Source organism: Achromobacter sp. GbtcB20 (assembly GCF_019091095.1).
GTDB classification, from domain to species: Bacteria; Pseudomonadota; Gammaproteobacteria; order Burkholderiales; family Burkholderiaceae_B; genus Achromobacter; species Achromobacter mucicolens.
This window is the reverse complement of the sequence record NZ_JAGXJZ010000004.1, coordinates 84284-100257: the sequence shown is the minus strand read 5'-3', so window position 1 is coordinate 100257 and position 15974 is coordinate 84284. Positions and strand designations below refer to the sequence as shown.

Here is a 15974-nt window from a genome sequence, read left to right as displayed (position 1 = left end):
ATCAAGCCGCCTTGCGCGCTTTGCTCGCCGTCTTGGCTGCTGTCTTACCGGACGCCTTGCCGGCGCTGCCCGTGGTTTTGGCCGTTGTCTTCTTTGCAGCCGTCTTTTTGGCCGCAGATTTGGCCGCCTTTTTTGCGGCGCCATTTCCGGCCTTGCCCGCCGATGACGCGGCCTTGGCTCCGCCCTTGCCGCCCTTCAGGCTGCGTTGCAGCAGCTCCGTCAGGTCGATGACGTTGTCGGCGTAGGTGGGCGACTCTTCCTGCGGCTCGATGACCGTCTCCGTCTTGCCGGCGCGCGCCTTCTTCTCCACCAGCTCCATCACCGCGGCCTTGAATTCGTCCTGGTACTGTTCCGGATCCCATTGGCCGGACATGTCCTCCACCAGCATCTTGGCCATCTTCAACTCGCTGGCGCTGGGCGTCATGTTCTTGGCCCCAGCCTTGGGAAGATCCAGCCCATCGACAGACTTGACCTCATCGCCCCAACGCATCAGGTTCAGCACCAGCGCGTCGCCCGACGGGATCAGCGCGGCCAGGTGCTGTTTGGTCTGGATCACGACCTTGGCAATACCGATCTTGCCGGTCTTGGCCAGGGTGTCGCGCAGCAAGGCATATACCTTGTGCCCCTTGTTGATGGGCGCAACGTAATACGGCCGCTCCAGATAGACGAAGGACACGTCCGTGGCGTCCACGAACTGCTGAATCTCGATGGTCTGCGTGGTCCGGGGATACGCATCGGCGATTTCGTCGGGCGATACGATGACGTACTTGCCGTCCTCGTACTCGACGCCCTTCACGATGTTGTCCTTGTCGATTTCCTTGCCGGTCCGCTTGTTGATGCGCTTGTAGCCCACCGGGTCCATCGAGCGCTTGTCCAGCCAGTCGAAATCCACGCCCGACTCGGTGGTGGCCGTGTGCAGGCCCACGGGGATGTGAACCAGACCGAAGGAAATGGCCCCTTTCCATATGGTTCTTGCTGCCATGATGATTCTCCTGCGCCGCGATCAGCCCAAGCGCTTGACGATCCGGGCGACGCGGGCAACGCCCCCGGTTCCGCTTGCCGCGCGACCGATCAGGGCGGTGCCGGCTGCCGTGATCAGCGTGCGCCGCAGGATGGTGCGGCTGCGCATGCCCGACAGCATGAGCAGAACGCCCACGCCCAGCACGATCAGATGCTCGCCCGGAAAATCCGGCCGGCGGGCATCGATATCCTTGAGCTGCGCGACCAGTGACCGCGAGCGCGGCGCGGGGCGGATGTCGGGGACGGGTTCAATCTGCATGGAGCCTCCTCGTGGCATGGATGGTCATGCGGCGCGGGGCGGCAGGCCCCGCGCCGTCTACTTCGCGTACTTGAATTCGGGCAGCGCCTTGAGCGTATCTTTGGTGGCCGCCGGCAACTGGAACTGATCGCCCGCGACCTGCATCTGAGACAGCGGCACCGTCACCAGGTGGTTGCCCACGCCCAGCAGGCCCCCCACCGACAACACCGCATAAGGCGCCCAGTCGGGCGGTCCGAGGATCAGATCATCCACGGTGCCGAGCTTTTCCTTCTTGCCGTTGTAGACCGTCGCCCCGATCATCTTCGAGGCGCGGTAGCCGGCGTCAACCTTGGCGACATCGACCCGGACTTCGGTCACGGACTGCGGCGCGCCCTGCGCCTGCGCCACGCAAGCGCCGCCCGCGGCGCCCAGGAGGACGGCCAAACCCAACACTGTGGTCTTTATGGTCATGATCGGTTCTCCTCGGGGTCAGGACGAGCGCTGCGAGCCGGCGGGGTCGGGATTGGATTCGGACGCATCCGACGGCTCCATATCCTCATTTCGAATTTCGTTGCCCTGCGCGTTCTCGCTAGCGTCGGAAGGCTTGACCGGCTGGGCGCCGGCCTTGCCGTCGGAAGGCTTGACGGGCAGATCGTCTGGCGTCGACGTCGCTTCCACGGCGTTGTCCTGGGAAGATGCCTGCCCAACGGAATGTCTTGGTTCCATTTTCGTCACCTTGGAATATGCGGCGGCCAGCGAAGCGTGGCCAAGGACGCAAACAGCAAATGGCGTGCCCGGGCTGTGCCTGATTTCGCATGCCTCCAATGACGGGTTACGTTGCGGCACCATAAAACCATTGGTAACGCGTTCCCAAATGGCATCGAATCGGCAATATATTCACTTCACGGGCGGCGCCGTGATGCGCCTTGATTCGTGGCTTAACTTTTCGGAGTGCGACGATGGCCGGCAAAAAAAAGCAGAAGGACACCCCCGAAGCGGCCGAAGAGGCCGGATTGTCCAAGAAGCAGTACGAAAAGGAATTGGCGCAATTGCACGCCGAACTGGTCAAGCTGCAGCAATGGGTGCAGGAGACCGGCGCCAAGGTGTGCATCGTCTTCGAAGGCCGTGACGGCGCAGGCAAAGGCGGCACGATCAAGGCCCTGACCGAGCGCGTCAGCCCCCGCGTTTTCCGCATCGTGGCCTTGCCCGCGCCCACCGAGCGCGAGAAGTCCCAGATGTACATGCAGCGTTATCTTCCCCACCTGCCCGCCGCCGGCGAAGTCGTGATCTTCGACCGCAGCTGGTACAACCGGGCGGGCGTGGAACGCGTCATGGGGTTCTGCTCCCAGGCGCAGGTCGACACCTTCCTGAAGGCCGTGCCGCTGGTGGAGCGGGTGATGATTGACTCCGGCATCCTGCTCTTCAAGTATTGGCTGGAAGTGAGCGAGGCGGAGCAGACGCGCAGGTTGCAGTCGCGCATCAATGACCCGCGCAAGACCTGGAAGCTGACCAAGATGGACCTGGATTCGTACAGCCGCTGGTACGACTATTCACGGGCGCGTGACGACATGTTCAAGGCCTCGGACACGGCCATCTCGCCTTGGTATGTGTGCGGATCCGATGACAAGAAGCGGGCGCGGCTCAACATCATCAGCCATCTGCTGGAACACATTCCCTACAAGGTCGGGCCCAGGGAAAAGATTGCGCTACCCAAGCGGCAAAAGGCCAAGGGATACGAGCAGCCGGAGCATCCGTTCCGGTTCGTGCCCGAAAAGTTCTGACGCGACACGTCCTGACGCCCGAAGCGCCCCTTCCCCGGAGGTTCAGCCATGGCAGCGCTGCTCATCAATCAGGTTGAGGAAACCACCACCGACGACGAGATTCGCACCTTCCTGACGAAGTACGGGTTTCCATCGCCGGATCACGTCAAACGCGTCCCCAGCGAAGGCAACCGGCCCGCAGTGCTGGTGACCTTTACAGGCGCGACGGAACCGGAGCTGCAAGCCTTGCTGCCCCGAATCTATCAGGTGTTCTGGAAAAACCATACCGTTTCGGCGCTGGTCATGCGGGCGCCGATCGAGTGACGGGCGCCCGAGGGCAGCGGCGCCCTGCCCCCGCGGGTCACCACGCCGTGCGCGGACGGTAAGTCTCTTTTACATATTTCGCCAGCTCGGCCTCGACCGTCGACATCATGACGGCGGGCGGACGTTCCGGGTGCAAAAGTTGCTGCGCGGCGGCCAGGGTGCGCAGCGCGCAGCGTTCGCCGTTGGTCATCGGCTGGGGGGTGGACAGGGTGGGCGTGTACTTGAAAGCTTCCATGATGCTTCTCCATAAGACAAGGAATGACCCTCACCCCCCTTTCAGCAAGTAGCGTGCCCAACCCATTTCCGTTGTCAGTATCGGATACCGACCCGGGCCCAGACGCTACGTCCGGGTTCGTTCACGGCTGTCCCCGCTGGATATCCGAAACCCGCGTTTCCGGCCAGGTTCAGGTGTTCGCTGTAGGTTTTGTTGAACACATTGTCCACGCCCAGGGACAGCCGGACCTGCGGGTTGACCACATACCCCGCGTTGACGGAGAAAACGCCAAAACCGGCGCTGGGGCCGAAATCCTTGCCGACGACATTGCCTTCGTTGAGCGCGTAGCGCTTTTGCGGCGCGACGATGCGCCACAAGGCGCCGGCCGACCAGGTGCCGTCGTCGTACGCGGCGCTGAGCTTGGCTTCCAGCGGGGGGATCTGCGGCAGCGGCCTGCCGTCGCTGCGGTTCTGGCCCCAGGCGTAGGCCAGCGTCGCACCCAGTTTCCAGCGCGGCGACACGGCGTACGTGGCGCCGAACTCCCCGCCAAAGATGCGGGCATCCACGTTGGTCGCCTGTGAGGTGGCGCCCATCATCCCGCCGGACGTGTAGTTGAAAAGAATGAAGTCGTCCACGTAACCCGCGTACCCGGAGAACCAGGCATCGAGCGTCTCGGTCTTGTACTGCGCGCCGAAGTCCAGCTGGGTGGTCTTTTCCGGCTTGACACCCTGGAAGGCGTTGACCGAACCGGCCGGCCCGCGCTTGGGCGAGAACAATTCCCAGTAGTCGGGAAACCGCTCGACGTGGCCCAGGCCGATGTACACCGTGGCGGGCAGCGACGCCAGATCCCGTTCATAGCGCAGAAAGCCGCTGGGCAGCGTGTCGTCGCGGCGCTCGCCCGCCGTCGGATTGGGCATGGGCATCATCTGGCCGCCCGTGGTCTGGCGGAAATCCTTGGCCGACGCCCAATCCACGCGGGCTCCGCCAATCACGCGGCTGTCAGGGGCGGCGCGCCAGGTCAATTCGCCAAAAACACCCGTGTTGGAAAAATCTGCATCCTTGACCCACGGTTGGCTGCGGTACGACACCGTGCCCGTGCCGCTGCGGGCGCGGTGGCGGCTCTGCTGGAAGTCCATCCCCGCCTCCAGATTGACGTCCGGCGACAGGGTCCAGGTGCTGGCGAAGCGCCCGCCCCAGGTGGCCCGGTCCACGTCCGACGCCATGGGCATCGCCATGGAACTTGAGGGGTCGGGCGCGCGCAGGGTGTAGTTGTCCATGACGTGGTCGGCGTAGTTGTAATAGAGCTGCGCCTGCACCCGATTCAGCACCTCGCCGAGGTTACGTTTTTCAAACCGCAGTCCAAAGCTTTCCCGCTTGAACTGCGAACCGTCCATGCCGCGGCCGGCATAGCGGGCCTCGCCATCGCCGGTGCCGGCGGTCAACTCATAGAGGGTGTCCGCGTCCGGCGTGAATCCCAGCGCCACATCCGCGTTCCATTTGTCCCAGCGCGACGGCACGGTGTTGCCGTCGCCGTCCTTGTAGTCCTGCGAATGCGAGTGGTTGGCGGTGAATCGGGTGTAGACCTTCTCGTTGCCGGCGGTCAGGTCCGCCGTCTGGTCGTTGCGTCCAAACGAGCCGCCCGTCACGCTGCCGTCAAAGCGCACGCCCGGCTCGGTGAACGGGGGCGTATCCCGGTCGAACCGGACGGTGCCGGCGGACGCGCCCGGCCCCCACAGCACGGTCTGCGGTCCCTTGATGACGGTGAGCTGGTCGAAGTTCTCGGGGGAAATGTAGGAACTGGGCGCGTCCATGCGCGAGGGGCAGGCGCCGGGCATGGCGGTGCCGTTCGTCAGGATGTTCAGGCGCGAACCGAACATGCCGCGCAGCACCGGATCGCCATTGGTGCCGCCATTGCGGATGGCCGAAAACCCCGGAATGGTCTTGAGATAGTCGGTGCCGTCGCTGGCCGGCAGCGGTTGGCGCGGCAGCTTGGGATCGGTCGTGAATGTCAGGGGCGCGCTGGGCGCAACGCCCGTGATGACGACGGGATCAAGCGTGGTCACGCCGTCGGGAGCGGATTGTGCCCCGGCGGAGAACGTGGCGGCCATGGCGGCGGCCAGGCAGGTCATGCGTAGAAATTGCTGTTGCTTGCACATATCGGAATCGAGTCCAACGTGGAATGGGGAGTCATGGCTTGCCGTCTGGTGCGCCAAGGCCGCGCGCAGGCACGCCCCGGCGGCTGCCCCACGGATCAGGGGCCATGCCACGAGCGGACAGGCGGACAGGCGTCAGCGGTCGGCGCCGCACCCGCTAGCGGTGGGCGGCGCGATGCAAGCCGGAAATGCAGGGAGGAAAGCCGTCAGGCGGCGGATGGCGGCGCACGCGGCTGCTGCGGCAGCCGCGCGAGCGCACTGGAGAAGTGAGGATCGTGGGTGGCGGGCGGCGCGTCAGGCTGGGCCAAGGAGGGCAGCAGCCATGCAAGCAGCCACAAGGCCGGCAGCGAGGCGCCGCCCAGCATGGCGCACCCCGCGACGCAGCAGTGCGGCATGGCGCCGCTATGTTGCGCGGCGTCCGAGGTGGCGTCTTGATGCGCGCCTGGGGTGTCGCCTGGTATGGCGCCTTCCTGGCCAAGGGTGACCACGCGCGGCCCGCTGGCCGTGCAGATGATGGTGGTGGCACCGAAGACTGGGGATCCCCCTGCCCCGCCGGCGCCGCCGGATCCGGCGAGCGCCGCCGAGGCAATCAGCGCCTGAAAGACGAACAGGGCCGCTGCGAACAGCGAAACCCATCGTCTTGCAGCCGTGGCGCATCGGTACATCGGATCCCCTTGACGGCGCAGATGGTAGCGCGGATCCGGCCCCGAATCCGGCCCGCCGCCCGCGATCTGCGCCGCCCGTTGACGCATATCAAGCGCGTTTGGCCACCATCCACCGCAACACGTCGATCACGAGGAACACGGCGAGGCTCACGCCCATGACCGGCAGGCACCAGCCCAGCGCGAGCGCGACAGCCGCCGTCGCGATGCGACCCGGCCAGGACAGATCGCGCCACGCCTGCGTCAGCGTCTGCCCTGCCGGGGCTGCCGGCCGGCGCAGCCACCACATCCGGTAACCCAGGACGATCATCGCCGTCAGCGCGATGCCCATGGCGGCCATCAAGAGCTGATTGGGCCAGCCGAACAGGATCCCCATGTGCATGTCCACGCCCCACCGGATCAGCTTGGCGATGAGCGGAAATGTGTCGAAGTCCGCGCGGCTCGTGATGGCGTAGGTCGACGGATCCACCGCAATGGTGTCGACTTGCGTGGGCCAGGAGCGGTCCACCTCGCGCACCATCCAGGCCTGGCCTTCACCGCGCGGCGGGCGGATTTCGAGCTGGCTGCTGTCGATGCCGCCCTGCCGGGCCGACTGCAGCACGCGGTCAAAGCCGGAGGCCACGTTGTCCGGCGCCATCATCATGGCGGCGTGGTCATGCTGGCCGCCATGATGATGCGCGTGCTCGCCGCCCTCGGGCACGGCCGGCGAACCGGCGGCCGGCATTCCGGAGGCCGGCAGTTTTAGCGACACCGCCGGTGTAATCCATCCCAATTGGGCCCGCAGTTGGTCCACGCGCGCGCCCGCCCAGTTCGACCAGGTCAGCCCCGTGGCCGAGAAGAACACCAGGCCGATCCCGATCCACAGCCCCAACAGCCCATGCCAGCGCCGCGCGCGCAGGCGCGGACTGCGCGCTGCCGCAGCCTTGTCGCGGCTCCGGCGTGCAAACCACAGCACAACGCCCCCAAGCGTGGCCACCCACAACCACGACGCCGCCAGCTCGCTGTAGTTGCGGCCCAGGTCGCCCAGCATCAGATTGCGGTGCAGGTAGTCCAGTTTGGTCCGGAAAGGCAGCGTGCCGCTGGTCCCGTAGACGACCATGTCGCCCTTGATGGCCAGGGTGATGGGATCGACGAACAGCGCACGGGATTCGGAGTCGCCCATGCCGGGCTGCGTGAACATGACGCGCGTGGTCTCGCCCGGTCCGGGTGAGGGCCGGACGGCAAAGAGGCGCGGATCCGGGCCGATGCGCGCCCGGGCCGCCTCGACCTGCGCGGCCAAGGGCTGCGCGGTGCCGGTGGAGTCCGTACGCAATTGGTCGGCATAGATGACGCTTTCCAGTTGCGGCGTCAGGACGAACAGGGTGCCGGTCACCGCCGCCACCAGAATGAAGGGGCCGACGAACAGGCCGATATAGAAATGCAGCCGGGTGAGCAGCGCGAGAAACGCGCTGCCGCTCGCGGCCCGCGGCCGCGCGGACTCGGCAGGGCTAACCAGAGTGTCAGTGGTCATAAGGGTCTCGACAACAACGGACGCCGCCCGCAAGGGGCGGCCAGCGTGCGCGCAAGGCGCACGGCGGGAAATGTCATCCGATGGTTCGAGGCGGCGCGCGCTGGCCCAGCGGCGGGCCGGCGGCCGGCATGGGGGGCCGCGGACTGTCGGCTTGCGGCGCTGGCTGCACCCGCCAGCCAAGCAGCATGGGGATCAGCGCCAAGGCTGGCGGCGTCAGCAGTGCCGGGTGCGCGCTCAGCCCAAACGGACATTCCTGACCGGCGCCGACGTGTCCGGAGGAATCCGGGTGCCCGTGATGGCCATGCGAGTCGCCGGCATGCGCGTGCGGGTCGGCCAGACCCGGCATGCCGGGAAAAACGCCACCCCCGGCCGCGCAGAAGCCCAGCGCGAAACGGCCCTGCTTGAGCGCCTGCACATCTGGCATGTAGCCGGTGGGCACCAGCGCCCGCGCGGCCAGCAACACCAGCAGCAACAGCCGCGCAAGGGCGACGGCAGCGGCTGGGCGCAAGGACGGCGAGGACGGAAAGGCGTGCATGCGGAGGTTCCGGGCGGCGGCCGATTTGGGCGCCGAGGGGGCATTTTAAACACCGGTGGCGTCATTACGCCGCGAGAGCGGCTGACGGTGCAGGACGGATCCAAAGCCAGTCGCTAAGACAATTGAGAACGATTATTGCTAGAATTCCGCCTGACACCTCCCTTAAATGGGACCAGATCCACTTCTCACGTTCTTCGGACAGTTCTCGAATGGCCAAGCCATCGCGCTCCAAATTATGGTTTCTCGTCCACAGTTGGCTGGCCTTGCCGATCTGGATTTTCCTGTTCTTCATCTGTGCGACCGGAACCATCGCCGTCATCAGCCAGGAAATCGTCTGGCTCATCAATCCCGCCGTTCGCGCCCAGGCGCCCGATGCCGATACCCCGCGCATGGGCTACCAGGATTTGATGGACGCCATCGCCAAGCAGGAGCCCGACGCTTCCGTGCAGCGGCTGTCCTGGCCCGAGGAATCCCAATTCGCCCTGACGGCCTCGGTCGGATATCCGGGCGCGCGATTCACCTCCATTTACGTCACCCCCTATACCGGTGATGTTCAAGGCCCTGCCCTGAACTTTGACCTGCGCCAGTTCATGCGCGCGTTGCACGGCTGGCTGTTGATTCCGTTCACGAATGGCTATAGCTGGGGCTGGTACCTGGTGTCGCTGCTGTCCGTGCCGATGCTGCTCTCGCTCATCACGGGTCTCGTCGTCTACAAACGGTTCTGGCGCGCCTATTTCCAGAAGCCGCGCCTGCGCGTCGACCAGGGCGCCCGCATTTTCTGGGGCGACTTCCACCGCCTGTCGGGGTTGTGGTCCGTCTGGTTCATCCTGCTGATCTCGGTCAGCGCGATCTGGTTCCTGGTCCAGGCCGTGCTGTTCGATACGGCCACCACGATCTCAACGCAGGGCGTCCCCGCCGTCGTGGCGCGCGACCAGGTGCCGACCGTCGCGCCCGGCGACACCGTCAAACGCCTGCCGCTCGACCAGATCGTCGGTATTGCCGAGCGCGAGCTGCCCGGACTGGAGACGCAGCAGGTGTTTTTCCCCGGCAATGCCTACGACCCGATCACCATCTCGGGCCGCGGCGCCTATCCGCTGATGTACCAATACGCCAAGATCAATCCGTACAACGGCGCCGTCGAGGAAGTGCGCCGCCTGTCCGATCGCAGCGGTCTGGAATTCTTCACCGAATCCATGCGGCCGCTGCACACCGGCGACTTCGGCGGGTTCTGGCTGAAGCTGGTGTGGTTCCTGTTTGGCCTGCTGCTGACGATGATGTCGCTGAGCGGCCTGCTGATCTGGACCAAGCGCACCGCGCAAGCCACCGCCAAGGCGCTGCGCCCTGCCCGCGCAGCCCGCACCGACGCCCGTGAGGTGACCGAATGAGCAAGACCGCCACCCTCGCCGCCGCGTCCAAGCCCAGACTCTGGCGCCGCTGGCGCTTTCACCTGAGCGCGCTGCTGCTTATCCTGCCGATCCTCTACGTTCCGAAGTATTTCGATAACCTGGCGTTGTCGCGAGGGGCGATGGGCCTGGGCCAGCGCCCCGCCGGCGACCTGCAGGTCGGCCCGTGGAAGCTGCAGCTTGCCGAATGGCAGATCGAACCGCCCAAGTCCGATCCGGCCGGCATGGTCAAGACCTTCACCATGGCGCAATGCGAAGGCTGCAAGGACCAGATCCGCGCAGTCTACGTGCGCGTGGGCAAGCCGCGCAGCCTGCGCGCCGCGGGCTCGATCTTCTTTGGCAGCCCGCACCGGGCCTTTGCCACCGTGCCGATTCCGCCGCGCACCACCCCGGACGCCGATCTCTGGATCACGGCGGAAGGCTGGGACGGTTCGGTGCACCAGGCGGCGTGGCCCATCGCCACCGCCTCCCCCGCCACCGTCGAGTGGCTGAAGAAACAAGGAGCATCCCGATGAACGCAGTTTTCGCGAACCGCTTTCGCGCCGCCCTGCTTGGCGCGCTGTTGACCGCCAGCGCTTCGGCCCTGGCGCACAATCCGATGGCCGAATGCAAGGCCGAGGGCAAGGAACAGATCCAGTGCACCGGCGGATTCTCCGACGGCAGCGGCGCGGCCGGCGTCACCATGGACGTCATCTCCTACGACGAACAGATCCTCGTGCCCGGCAAGCTGGACGCGGATTCCAAGATGTCGTTCAAGCGGCCGAACGGCGAGTTCTACGTCCTGTTTGACGCGGGTCCCGGCCACGTGGTCGAGATCGACCACGTCGACATCCAGTAAGCCCCGGCCAACCGCAGCATGCACACACAAGTCATCCGCCCCGCGGGCGCCGGCCACGAAACCCTTGCGGTGCTGGGCGCCTGCGTGGTCATCGTCGCCGCCGCCGCAGGGTATATCGGACTGCGCGAAGCGCCGCCCGAAAGCGCGCCGCTCGCCGCCACCCAGATCGACGCACGACGCGACCTGACGCCCGCCGAACAGGGCATCTACGCCGACCTGCGCGTCGCCTACGAGGAAATCGGATTTGCCCTGCAAGCCGGCGAGCCGCTGCCCTCGGTCGCCGATCTGGCCGCGCAGGGACTGCCGCCTTTCGTCACCGACAACAGCACCGCCGCGCGCGGCGGCCACGTGTGGCGCTTGGAGCGTCAGGCGGGCAAAGCCCTGTATGTGGGGCAGACGGCGGATGCCAAGCTGGCCGGATCGTTCCTGATGCGCGCCGAAGACGGCCACGCCAAGGACGGCCATGGCCATGACGGCAGTGCGCCCGCCCAGGCCGATGTCTGGCTGGCCCGGAATGCGGCAACCCGCGTCCCGGAAAGCGCCGACGATGCCGCGTTGGCTGCGGCGGGCTGGCTGCAGGTCGCCGCCCAGTTCGATGCCGGCGTCACCCGCCAGAACAAGCCCTGACCGGGCCCTCCCCCTTCGCCTTCCGACACGAGCCTACGGATTTATGTCTGCCTTTTCGTTTTTCTCCCAGATCCTGCGCCGCTGCGCCGCGCCGCTCGCCGCGCTGGCGCTGCTGGCCGGCGCGTTCACCGCGCCCGCCCACGCCGAAGACGCCAAGCGTCTGAAGATCGGCGTGACGCTGCATCCTTATTACAGCTACGTCGCCAACATCGTGGGTGACAACGCCGAGGTCGTGCCGCTGATTCCGGTGGGCTTCAATCCGCATGCCTACGAGCCTCGCGCCGAGGACATCAAGCGCATCGGCACGTTGGACGTCGTCGTGCTCAACGGGATCGGCCACGATGACTTCGCGGACCGCATGATCGCCGCCAGCGAAAAGCCCAAGATCCCGGTGATCGAGGCAAACGCGCAGGTGCCGCTGCTGGCCGCAGTCGGCATGGCCGCGCGCGGGGGCGGCGATTCGGGCAAGGTCGTCAATCCGCACACCTTCCTGTCGATCACCGCCTCGATCGCGCAGATCAACACCATCGCCCGCGAACTGGGCCGTATCGATCCCGCGAACGCGCAGGCGTACACCGCCAACGCGCGCGCCTATGGCCAGCGCCTGCGCAAGCTGCGCGCCGATGCGCTGGGCAAGTTGGCCTCCGCGCCCAACGCCGACCTGCGCGTGGCCACCATTCACGGCGCGTACGACTACCTGCTGCGCGAATTCGGCCTGGAAGTCACGGCCGTCGTGGAGCCGGCGCACGGCATCGAGCCCAGCCCGGCCCAGCTCAAGGGCACCATCGAGCAATTGCGCGCGGCCGACGTCAAGGTGATCTTTTCGGAACTGAACTTCCCGTCCTCGTACGTCGAAACGATCCAGCGTGAAACCGGCGTGAAGCTGTACGCGCTGTCGCACATCTCTTACGGCGAATACAGCGCCGAGCAGTTCGAGAAGGAAATGACGCAAAACCTGGCTACCGTCGTGCGCGCCATTGAAGAGGCCGGCGCGTGACCGGCCCGGTGAGCCCGCACCCGGCGGGCGCGCCCGGCCCCACGCTGACCTTCGAGCAGATCTCGCTGACGCTGGGCCGCACCGAGATCCTCAGCGATGTCGCCTTTAGCGTGACGGCGGGCAGCGTGCACGCGCTGGTGGGCCCCAACGGCGGCGGCAAGAGTTCCCTGGTCAAGACGCTGCTGGGCCAGATGCCGCATCGAGGCAAGCTCAGCGTGACGTGGCCCGGCGATCGGCCGGGCGTCATCGGCTACATCCCGCAGGCGCTGGAGTTCGATCGCGGCCTGCCCATGACCGTCAACGATTTCATGGCCGCGATGTGCCAGCGCAAGCCGGCATTCCTGGGCTTGTCGCGCGCAAAGTCGGCAGAGATTTCCGCCGCGCTGGAACGCGTGGGCATGCAGGACAAGCGCAACCGCCGCATGGGCGCGCTGTCGGGCGGCGAGCGCCAGCGTGTACTGCTGGCCCAGGGCCTGGTGCCCAGCCCATCGATGGTGGTCCTGGACGAGCCCATGTCGGCGCTGGACGAAGCCGGCGTGCGCGTGTTCGAACAATTGCTGGACAACTGGCGCGCGCAGCGCGTGACCGTGCTCTGGATCGAGCATGACCTGGAGGCCGTTGGCCGCCTGGCCGACCGCGTCACCGGGCTGAACCGCCAGGTGCTTTGCGACGGTCCTCCTAAGCAAGTGCTGACGCCCGACCGGCTGCTGACGCTCTTTTCCACCCGTCCGCGCGTGGGCGGCCAACCGCAGGAGCGCGCCGCATGAACGCCTTTTTCGATAACCTGCGCCAACTCATCCAGCGCGCGGCGGAATCCGGCGCGCTGCCCGATTCGCTGGCCTATGGCTTCGTCATCAACGCCCTGCTCGCCGGCCTGATCATCGGGCCGGTGTTGGGCGGCCTGGGCACGCTGGTCGTGGTCAAGCGCTTTGCGTTCTTCTCGGAAGCGGTGGGCCATGCCGCGCTGACCGGCGTGGCGATCGGCATTCTGCTGGGCGAGCCCTACACCGGCCCGTATGGCAGCCTGTTCAGCTATTGCCTCATCTTCGGCATCCTGCTCAATTTCCTGAGCAACCGCACGCGCCTCACGCCGGACACCTTGATCGGCGTGTTCCTGTCGGTGTCGCTGGCGCTGGGTGCAAGCCTGCTGCTGGTGCTGGCCGGGCGCATCAACATCCACATCCTGGAGAACGTGCTGTTCGGCTCGGTGCTCACCGTCAACAGCAACGACCTGTCGGTGCTGACGTGCGTGGCGGTGCTGGCGTTGGCGCTGGCGCTGCCCAACTACAACCGGCTGATGCTGGCCAGTTTCAATCCGCAGCTTGCCGCCGTGCGCGGTGTACCCGTCAAGGCGATGGACTACCTGTTCGTGATCCTGGTGACGCTGGTCACCGTGGCTTCGGTCAAGGTGATCGGCGCCATCCTGGTCGGCGCGCTGCTGGTGATTCCGGCCGCCGCGGCGCGGATGCTGGCGCAATCGCTCAAGGGGTTTTTCACGATGTCGGTGCTGTTTGCGATGATCGCCACGCTCGCCGGCATCATGTTGCCCATCGAACTGGAACTGCCGGTGCCCTCCGGCGCGGCCATCATTCTGGTCGCGGGAATCTTGTTTGCGATCGCGGCCCTGGCGCGCAGCCTGGTCCCCGGTCTGAAAGGAAACGCAGCATGAGTCTGAAGTCAGGTTATGTCACCTTGCGCCGCGCCGCCCTGGCGGTGGCGATGGCATCCGCCCTGGGCGCCGCCGTTACGGCGCATGCCCAGGAAGCCGCCAAGTCCGGCCGCGCCGCCCGCGCCCCGCAACCCGAAACCGCCAGCACCGCGCCTGCAGCAGTCACCGTGCTGGCCGCCCACCCGGTCGTGTTCGCCCTGACCGACAGCCTGGCCAAGGACAGCAGCATCCGCGTCGAACGTGCGGCGCCCGCCAACCTGCCGGCCACGCGGCTGACGTCCTACTTCAGCGGCCGCGGCGGCGCGGCGCTGCAAAAGGCCGCGGCCTCCGCCGATGCGGCCGTGGGCCTGCGTTCCCTCTGGCCAGACGATCCGCTCTTTGCCAACGCGCGCCGCACCAATATCCGCATCGTCGAGATCGACGCGGCGCGTCCGCTCGACGGCGCGCTGAACGGCATCGCGCTGCAAAGCGACACGCGGGCTGGCGGCCAGTTTGCCGCCTATCCGTGGCTCAGCATCGTCAACCTGGGCCGCATGGCCGACATCGTGTCCGCCGACCTGGGCCGCCTGTCCCCGTCCGACGAAAAGCGCATCGGCGAAAACCTGGCGCACATCAAGCGCACGCTGGTCGAACTGAATGCAAAAAGCCAGGCGGGGCTGGCGCAGGCCGAGAACGTCGCGGTCGTCAGCCTGTCCGAACGCCTGCCCTACCTGATTGCGGAATTCAATCTGGATCTGGTCGACACGATGGCACGTGACGACAAGGACTGGACGCCCGACGCGCTGGCTGCGCTGACCGCCACGCTGAAGGACAACGGCGTGGCCGCCGCGCTGTTGCACCGCGAGCCGACCCCAGCACTTTCGCAGGCCATTGAAGCCGGCGGCGCCAAGGCCGTCGTGCTGGCCACTGATGGCGCCGACCCGGTCGCGGACCTGCAGGGCAACGCGCAGCGCCTGCTGCAAGCGCTGGCGCCCGCCGCTGCCACGGCGGCCAAGTAAATCGCCACCGGCAATGCCATCACGAACGCGCGCCGGCTTATCCGGCGCCGTCTGCCGCTTCGGCCGACAGCGCCGTTGCAGCCTCCTTCAAGCAATCGATCAGTTGCGCGCTGGTGGCCGGCAGGCCGGCTTCGCGCATCGTAATGATGCCGACGGGCGGCAGCGGCAACGCGAGCGGCACCGCAAGAATCCGGCACAGCCCCTGGGCTTGGAAGCTTCTCGCCGCCGAGCGGGCTAGAAACCCGACGCCGTGGCGTTCGCGGATGAAAGTCAACGTCGCCAGGTAGGACGACGTTTCCATCAGATCGGACGACGGTTCCAGCCCGTGCTGGTGGAACTGCTGCTCCAGCTTGACGCGCAATGACGCCCACGGCGGTGGCATGACGCACGGCAATGCCGCCAGATCTTCCCAGCCGGGATGTGCCAGTCCCGCGACCTTGCTGCCCGGCGCGGCCACCACCACCATCGGCTCCTCGAACAACGCTTCGGTCTGCAGATCTGGCGCGGCATAGCCCGGCTCCAACCTGCCCACGAAAAGGTCCAGTTCGCCCAGCCGAAGCTTGGGCAGCAGGTGCGTCAGGTCGCCCTCTTCGATCAGCACGGTCGCGCGCGCGGCCCGCGCCTTCAAGGCGTGCACCGCCCGCGCCAGCAGCACCGGCAGCGCGACGGCCATCGCGCCGACGCGCGTCTTGCCCGCCGCGCCGCTTGCGGCGGCGTCGATCTCGTCGCGGGTTCGCGCGTATTGCGCCAGCACGCCGCGCGCAAAGCGCACGACCGAGGCGCCGGCCTCCGTGGGTTCCGTGCCGCGCACGGACCGCGCAAACAGCGCCAGGCCCAGCATCGATTCGACCTCCGACAGCATGCGCGACACCGCCGGCTGGCTGACGGTCATGAACTCGGCCGTGCGTCCCAAATGCCGGAATTCATCCAGCGCCACGACCAGTTGGAGGTGACGCAGCTTCAGGTTTGAGCGGAAAACGCGATCCAAATGCGCCATCGAGGACTCCGATACCAGGGCGCCGATAC

20 protein-coding genes are annotated in these 15974 nt (G+C 66.6%); 10 read left to right on the top strand and 10 right to left on the bottom strand.

From position 1 onward, the window contains the following. Position 1 precedes the first annotated feature (1 nt). The 4 genes from KVT32_RS07880 to KVT32_RS07865 are packed head-to-tail and all read right to left on the bottom strand — an operon-like array spanning position 2 to position 1984. On the bottom strand, positions 2-982 hold the full coding sequence (locus KVT32_RS07880) for a Ku protein (protein WP_152384486.1): 981 nt from the start codon (positions 980-982) through the stop codon (positions 2-4). Positions 983-1003: 21 nt separating this feature from the next. Continuing rightward, positions 1004-1279 carry a hypothetical protein gene (locus KVT32_RS07875; RefSeq protein ID WP_217617968.1) on the bottom strand — a complete coding sequence of 92 codons (276 nt, stop codon included), beginning with the start codon at positions 1277-1279 and terminating at the stop codon, positions 1004-1006. A gap of 57 nt (positions 1280-1336) precedes the next feature. After that, positions 1337-1729, bottom strand: a complete 393-nt coding sequence (locus tag KVT32_RS07870; protein WP_056317965.1) for a PRC-barrel domain-containing protein — start codon at positions 1727-1729, stop codon at positions 1337-1339. An 18-nt stretch (positions 1730-1747) separates the two neighbouring features. Next, positions 1748-1984, bottom strand: a complete 237-nt coding sequence (locus tag KVT32_RS07865) for a hypothetical protein (protein WP_152384487.1) — start codon at positions 1982-1984, stop codon at positions 1748-1750. Between the two features lie 233 nt (positions 1985-2217). Here KVT32_RS07865 and ppk2 point away from each other — a divergent pair, with 233 nt between their 5' ends. Beyond that, positions 2218-3039, top strand: a complete 822-nt coding sequence (gene ppk2 / locus KVT32_RS07860; protein ID WP_056317970.1) for a polyphosphate kinase 2 — start codon at positions 2218-2220, stop codon at positions 3037-3039. A 48-nt stretch (positions 3040-3087) separates the two neighbouring features. Next, complete coding sequence (locus tag KVT32_RS07855; RefSeq protein ID WP_217617967.1) at positions 3088-3342, top strand: RNA-binding protein; 255 nt, start codon at positions 3088-3090, stop codon at positions 3340-3342. 37 nt (positions 3343-3379) lie between these two features. On the opposite strand, the gene KVT32_RS07850 is transcribed toward KVT32_RS07855, so the two are convergent. The 5 genes from KVT32_RS07850 to KVT32_RS07830 form a co-directional block, all read right to left on the bottom strand. Then, positions 3380-3577: a hypothetical protein gene (locus tag KVT32_RS07850; protein WP_056317974.1), complete on the bottom strand. Its 198-nt coding sequence runs from the start codon at positions 3575-3577 to the stop codon at positions 3380-3382. Positions 3578-3651: 74 nt separating this feature from the next. Beyond that, complete coding sequence (locus KVT32_RS07845; protein ID WP_217617966.1) at positions 3652-5712, bottom strand: TonB-dependent copper receptor; 2061 nt, start codon at positions 5710-5712, stop codon at positions 3652-3654. 203 nt (positions 5713-5915) lie between these two features. Next, positions 5916-6461, bottom strand: a complete 546-nt coding sequence (locus tag KVT32_RS07840; RefSeq protein WP_254636807.1) for a DUF2946 family protein — start codon at positions 6459-6461, stop codon at positions 5916-5918. A 1-nt stretch (position 6462) separates the two neighbouring features. Continuing rightward, positions 6463-7881, bottom strand: a complete 1419-nt coding sequence (locus KVT32_RS07835; protein ID WP_217617965.1) for a PepSY domain-containing protein — start codon at positions 7879-7881, stop codon at positions 6463-6465. Positions 7882-7954: 73 nt separating this feature from the next. After that, complete coding sequence (locus KVT32_RS07830) at positions 7955-8416, bottom strand: DUF2946 family protein (protein WP_175155515.1); 462 nt, start codon at positions 8414-8416, stop codon at positions 7955-7957. A 209-nt stretch (positions 8417-8625) separates the two neighbouring features. On the opposite strand from KVT32_RS07830, the gene KVT32_RS07825 reads away from it, so the two are divergent. Genes KVT32_RS07825 through KVT32_RS07790 form a run of 8 tightly spaced genes read left to right on the top strand, consistent with a single transcriptional unit; the run spans position 8626 to position 14948 of the window. After that, entirely contained in the window at positions 8626-9801 is a 1176-nt protein-coding gene (locus KVT32_RS07825; RefSeq protein ID WP_217617964.1) for a PepSY domain-containing protein, read from the top strand. Then, positions 9798-10334: a thiamine pyrophosphate-binding protein gene (locus tag KVT32_RS07820; protein WP_175155517.1), complete on the top strand. Its 537-nt coding sequence runs from the start codon at positions 9798-9800 to the stop codon at positions 10332-10334. Before KVT32_RS07825 ends, KVT32_RS07820 begins: the two co-directional genes overlap by 4 nt. Then, a complete protein-coding gene (locus KVT32_RS07815) occupies positions 10331-10657 on the top strand; it encodes a hypothetical protein (protein ID WP_056317990.1) in 327 nt (108 codons plus the stop codon). Before KVT32_RS07820 ends, KVT32_RS07815 begins: the two co-directional genes overlap by 4 nt. 18 nt (positions 10658-10675) lie before the next feature. After that, positions 10676-11284, top strand: a complete 609-nt coding sequence (locus tag KVT32_RS07810; protein WP_217617963.1) for a DUF6162 family protein — start codon at positions 10676-10678, stop codon at positions 11282-11284. Positions 11285-11327: 43 nt separating this feature from the next. Beyond that, a complete protein-coding gene (locus tag KVT32_RS07805) occupies positions 11328-12281 on the top strand; it encodes a metal ABC transporter solute-binding protein, Zn/Mn family (RefSeq protein WP_217617962.1) in 954 nt (317 codons plus the stop codon). Then, positions 12278-13048, top strand: coding sequence for a metal ABC transporter ATP-binding protein (locus tag KVT32_RS07800; RefSeq protein ID WP_217617961.1), 771 nt, complete (start codon positions 12278-12280; stop codon positions 13046-13048). Before KVT32_RS07805 ends, KVT32_RS07800 begins: the two co-directional genes overlap by 4 nt. Further along, on the top strand, positions 13045-13950 hold the full coding sequence (locus tag KVT32_RS07795) for a metal ABC transporter permease (protein ID WP_175155519.1): 906 nt from the start codon (positions 13045-13047) through the stop codon (positions 13948-13950). Before KVT32_RS07800 ends, KVT32_RS07795 begins: the two co-directional genes overlap by 4 nt. Then, positions 13947-14948, top strand: a complete 1002-nt coding sequence (locus tag KVT32_RS07790) for a metal ABC transporter solute-binding protein, Zn/Mn family (protein ID WP_217617960.1) — start codon at positions 13947-13949, stop codon at positions 14946-14948. Before KVT32_RS07795 ends, KVT32_RS07790 begins: the two co-directional genes overlap by 4 nt. 37 nt (positions 14949-14985) lie before the next feature. Here KVT32_RS07790 and KVT32_RS07785 read toward each other — a convergent pair whose 3' ends face one another. Continuing rightward, positions 14986-15945 carry a LysR substrate-binding domain-containing protein gene (locus KVT32_RS07785; RefSeq protein ID WP_217617959.1) on the bottom strand — a complete coding sequence of 320 codons (960 nt, stop codon included), beginning with the start codon at positions 15943-15945 and terminating at the stop codon, positions 14986-14988. Positions 15946-15974 lie beyond the last annotated feature (29 nt).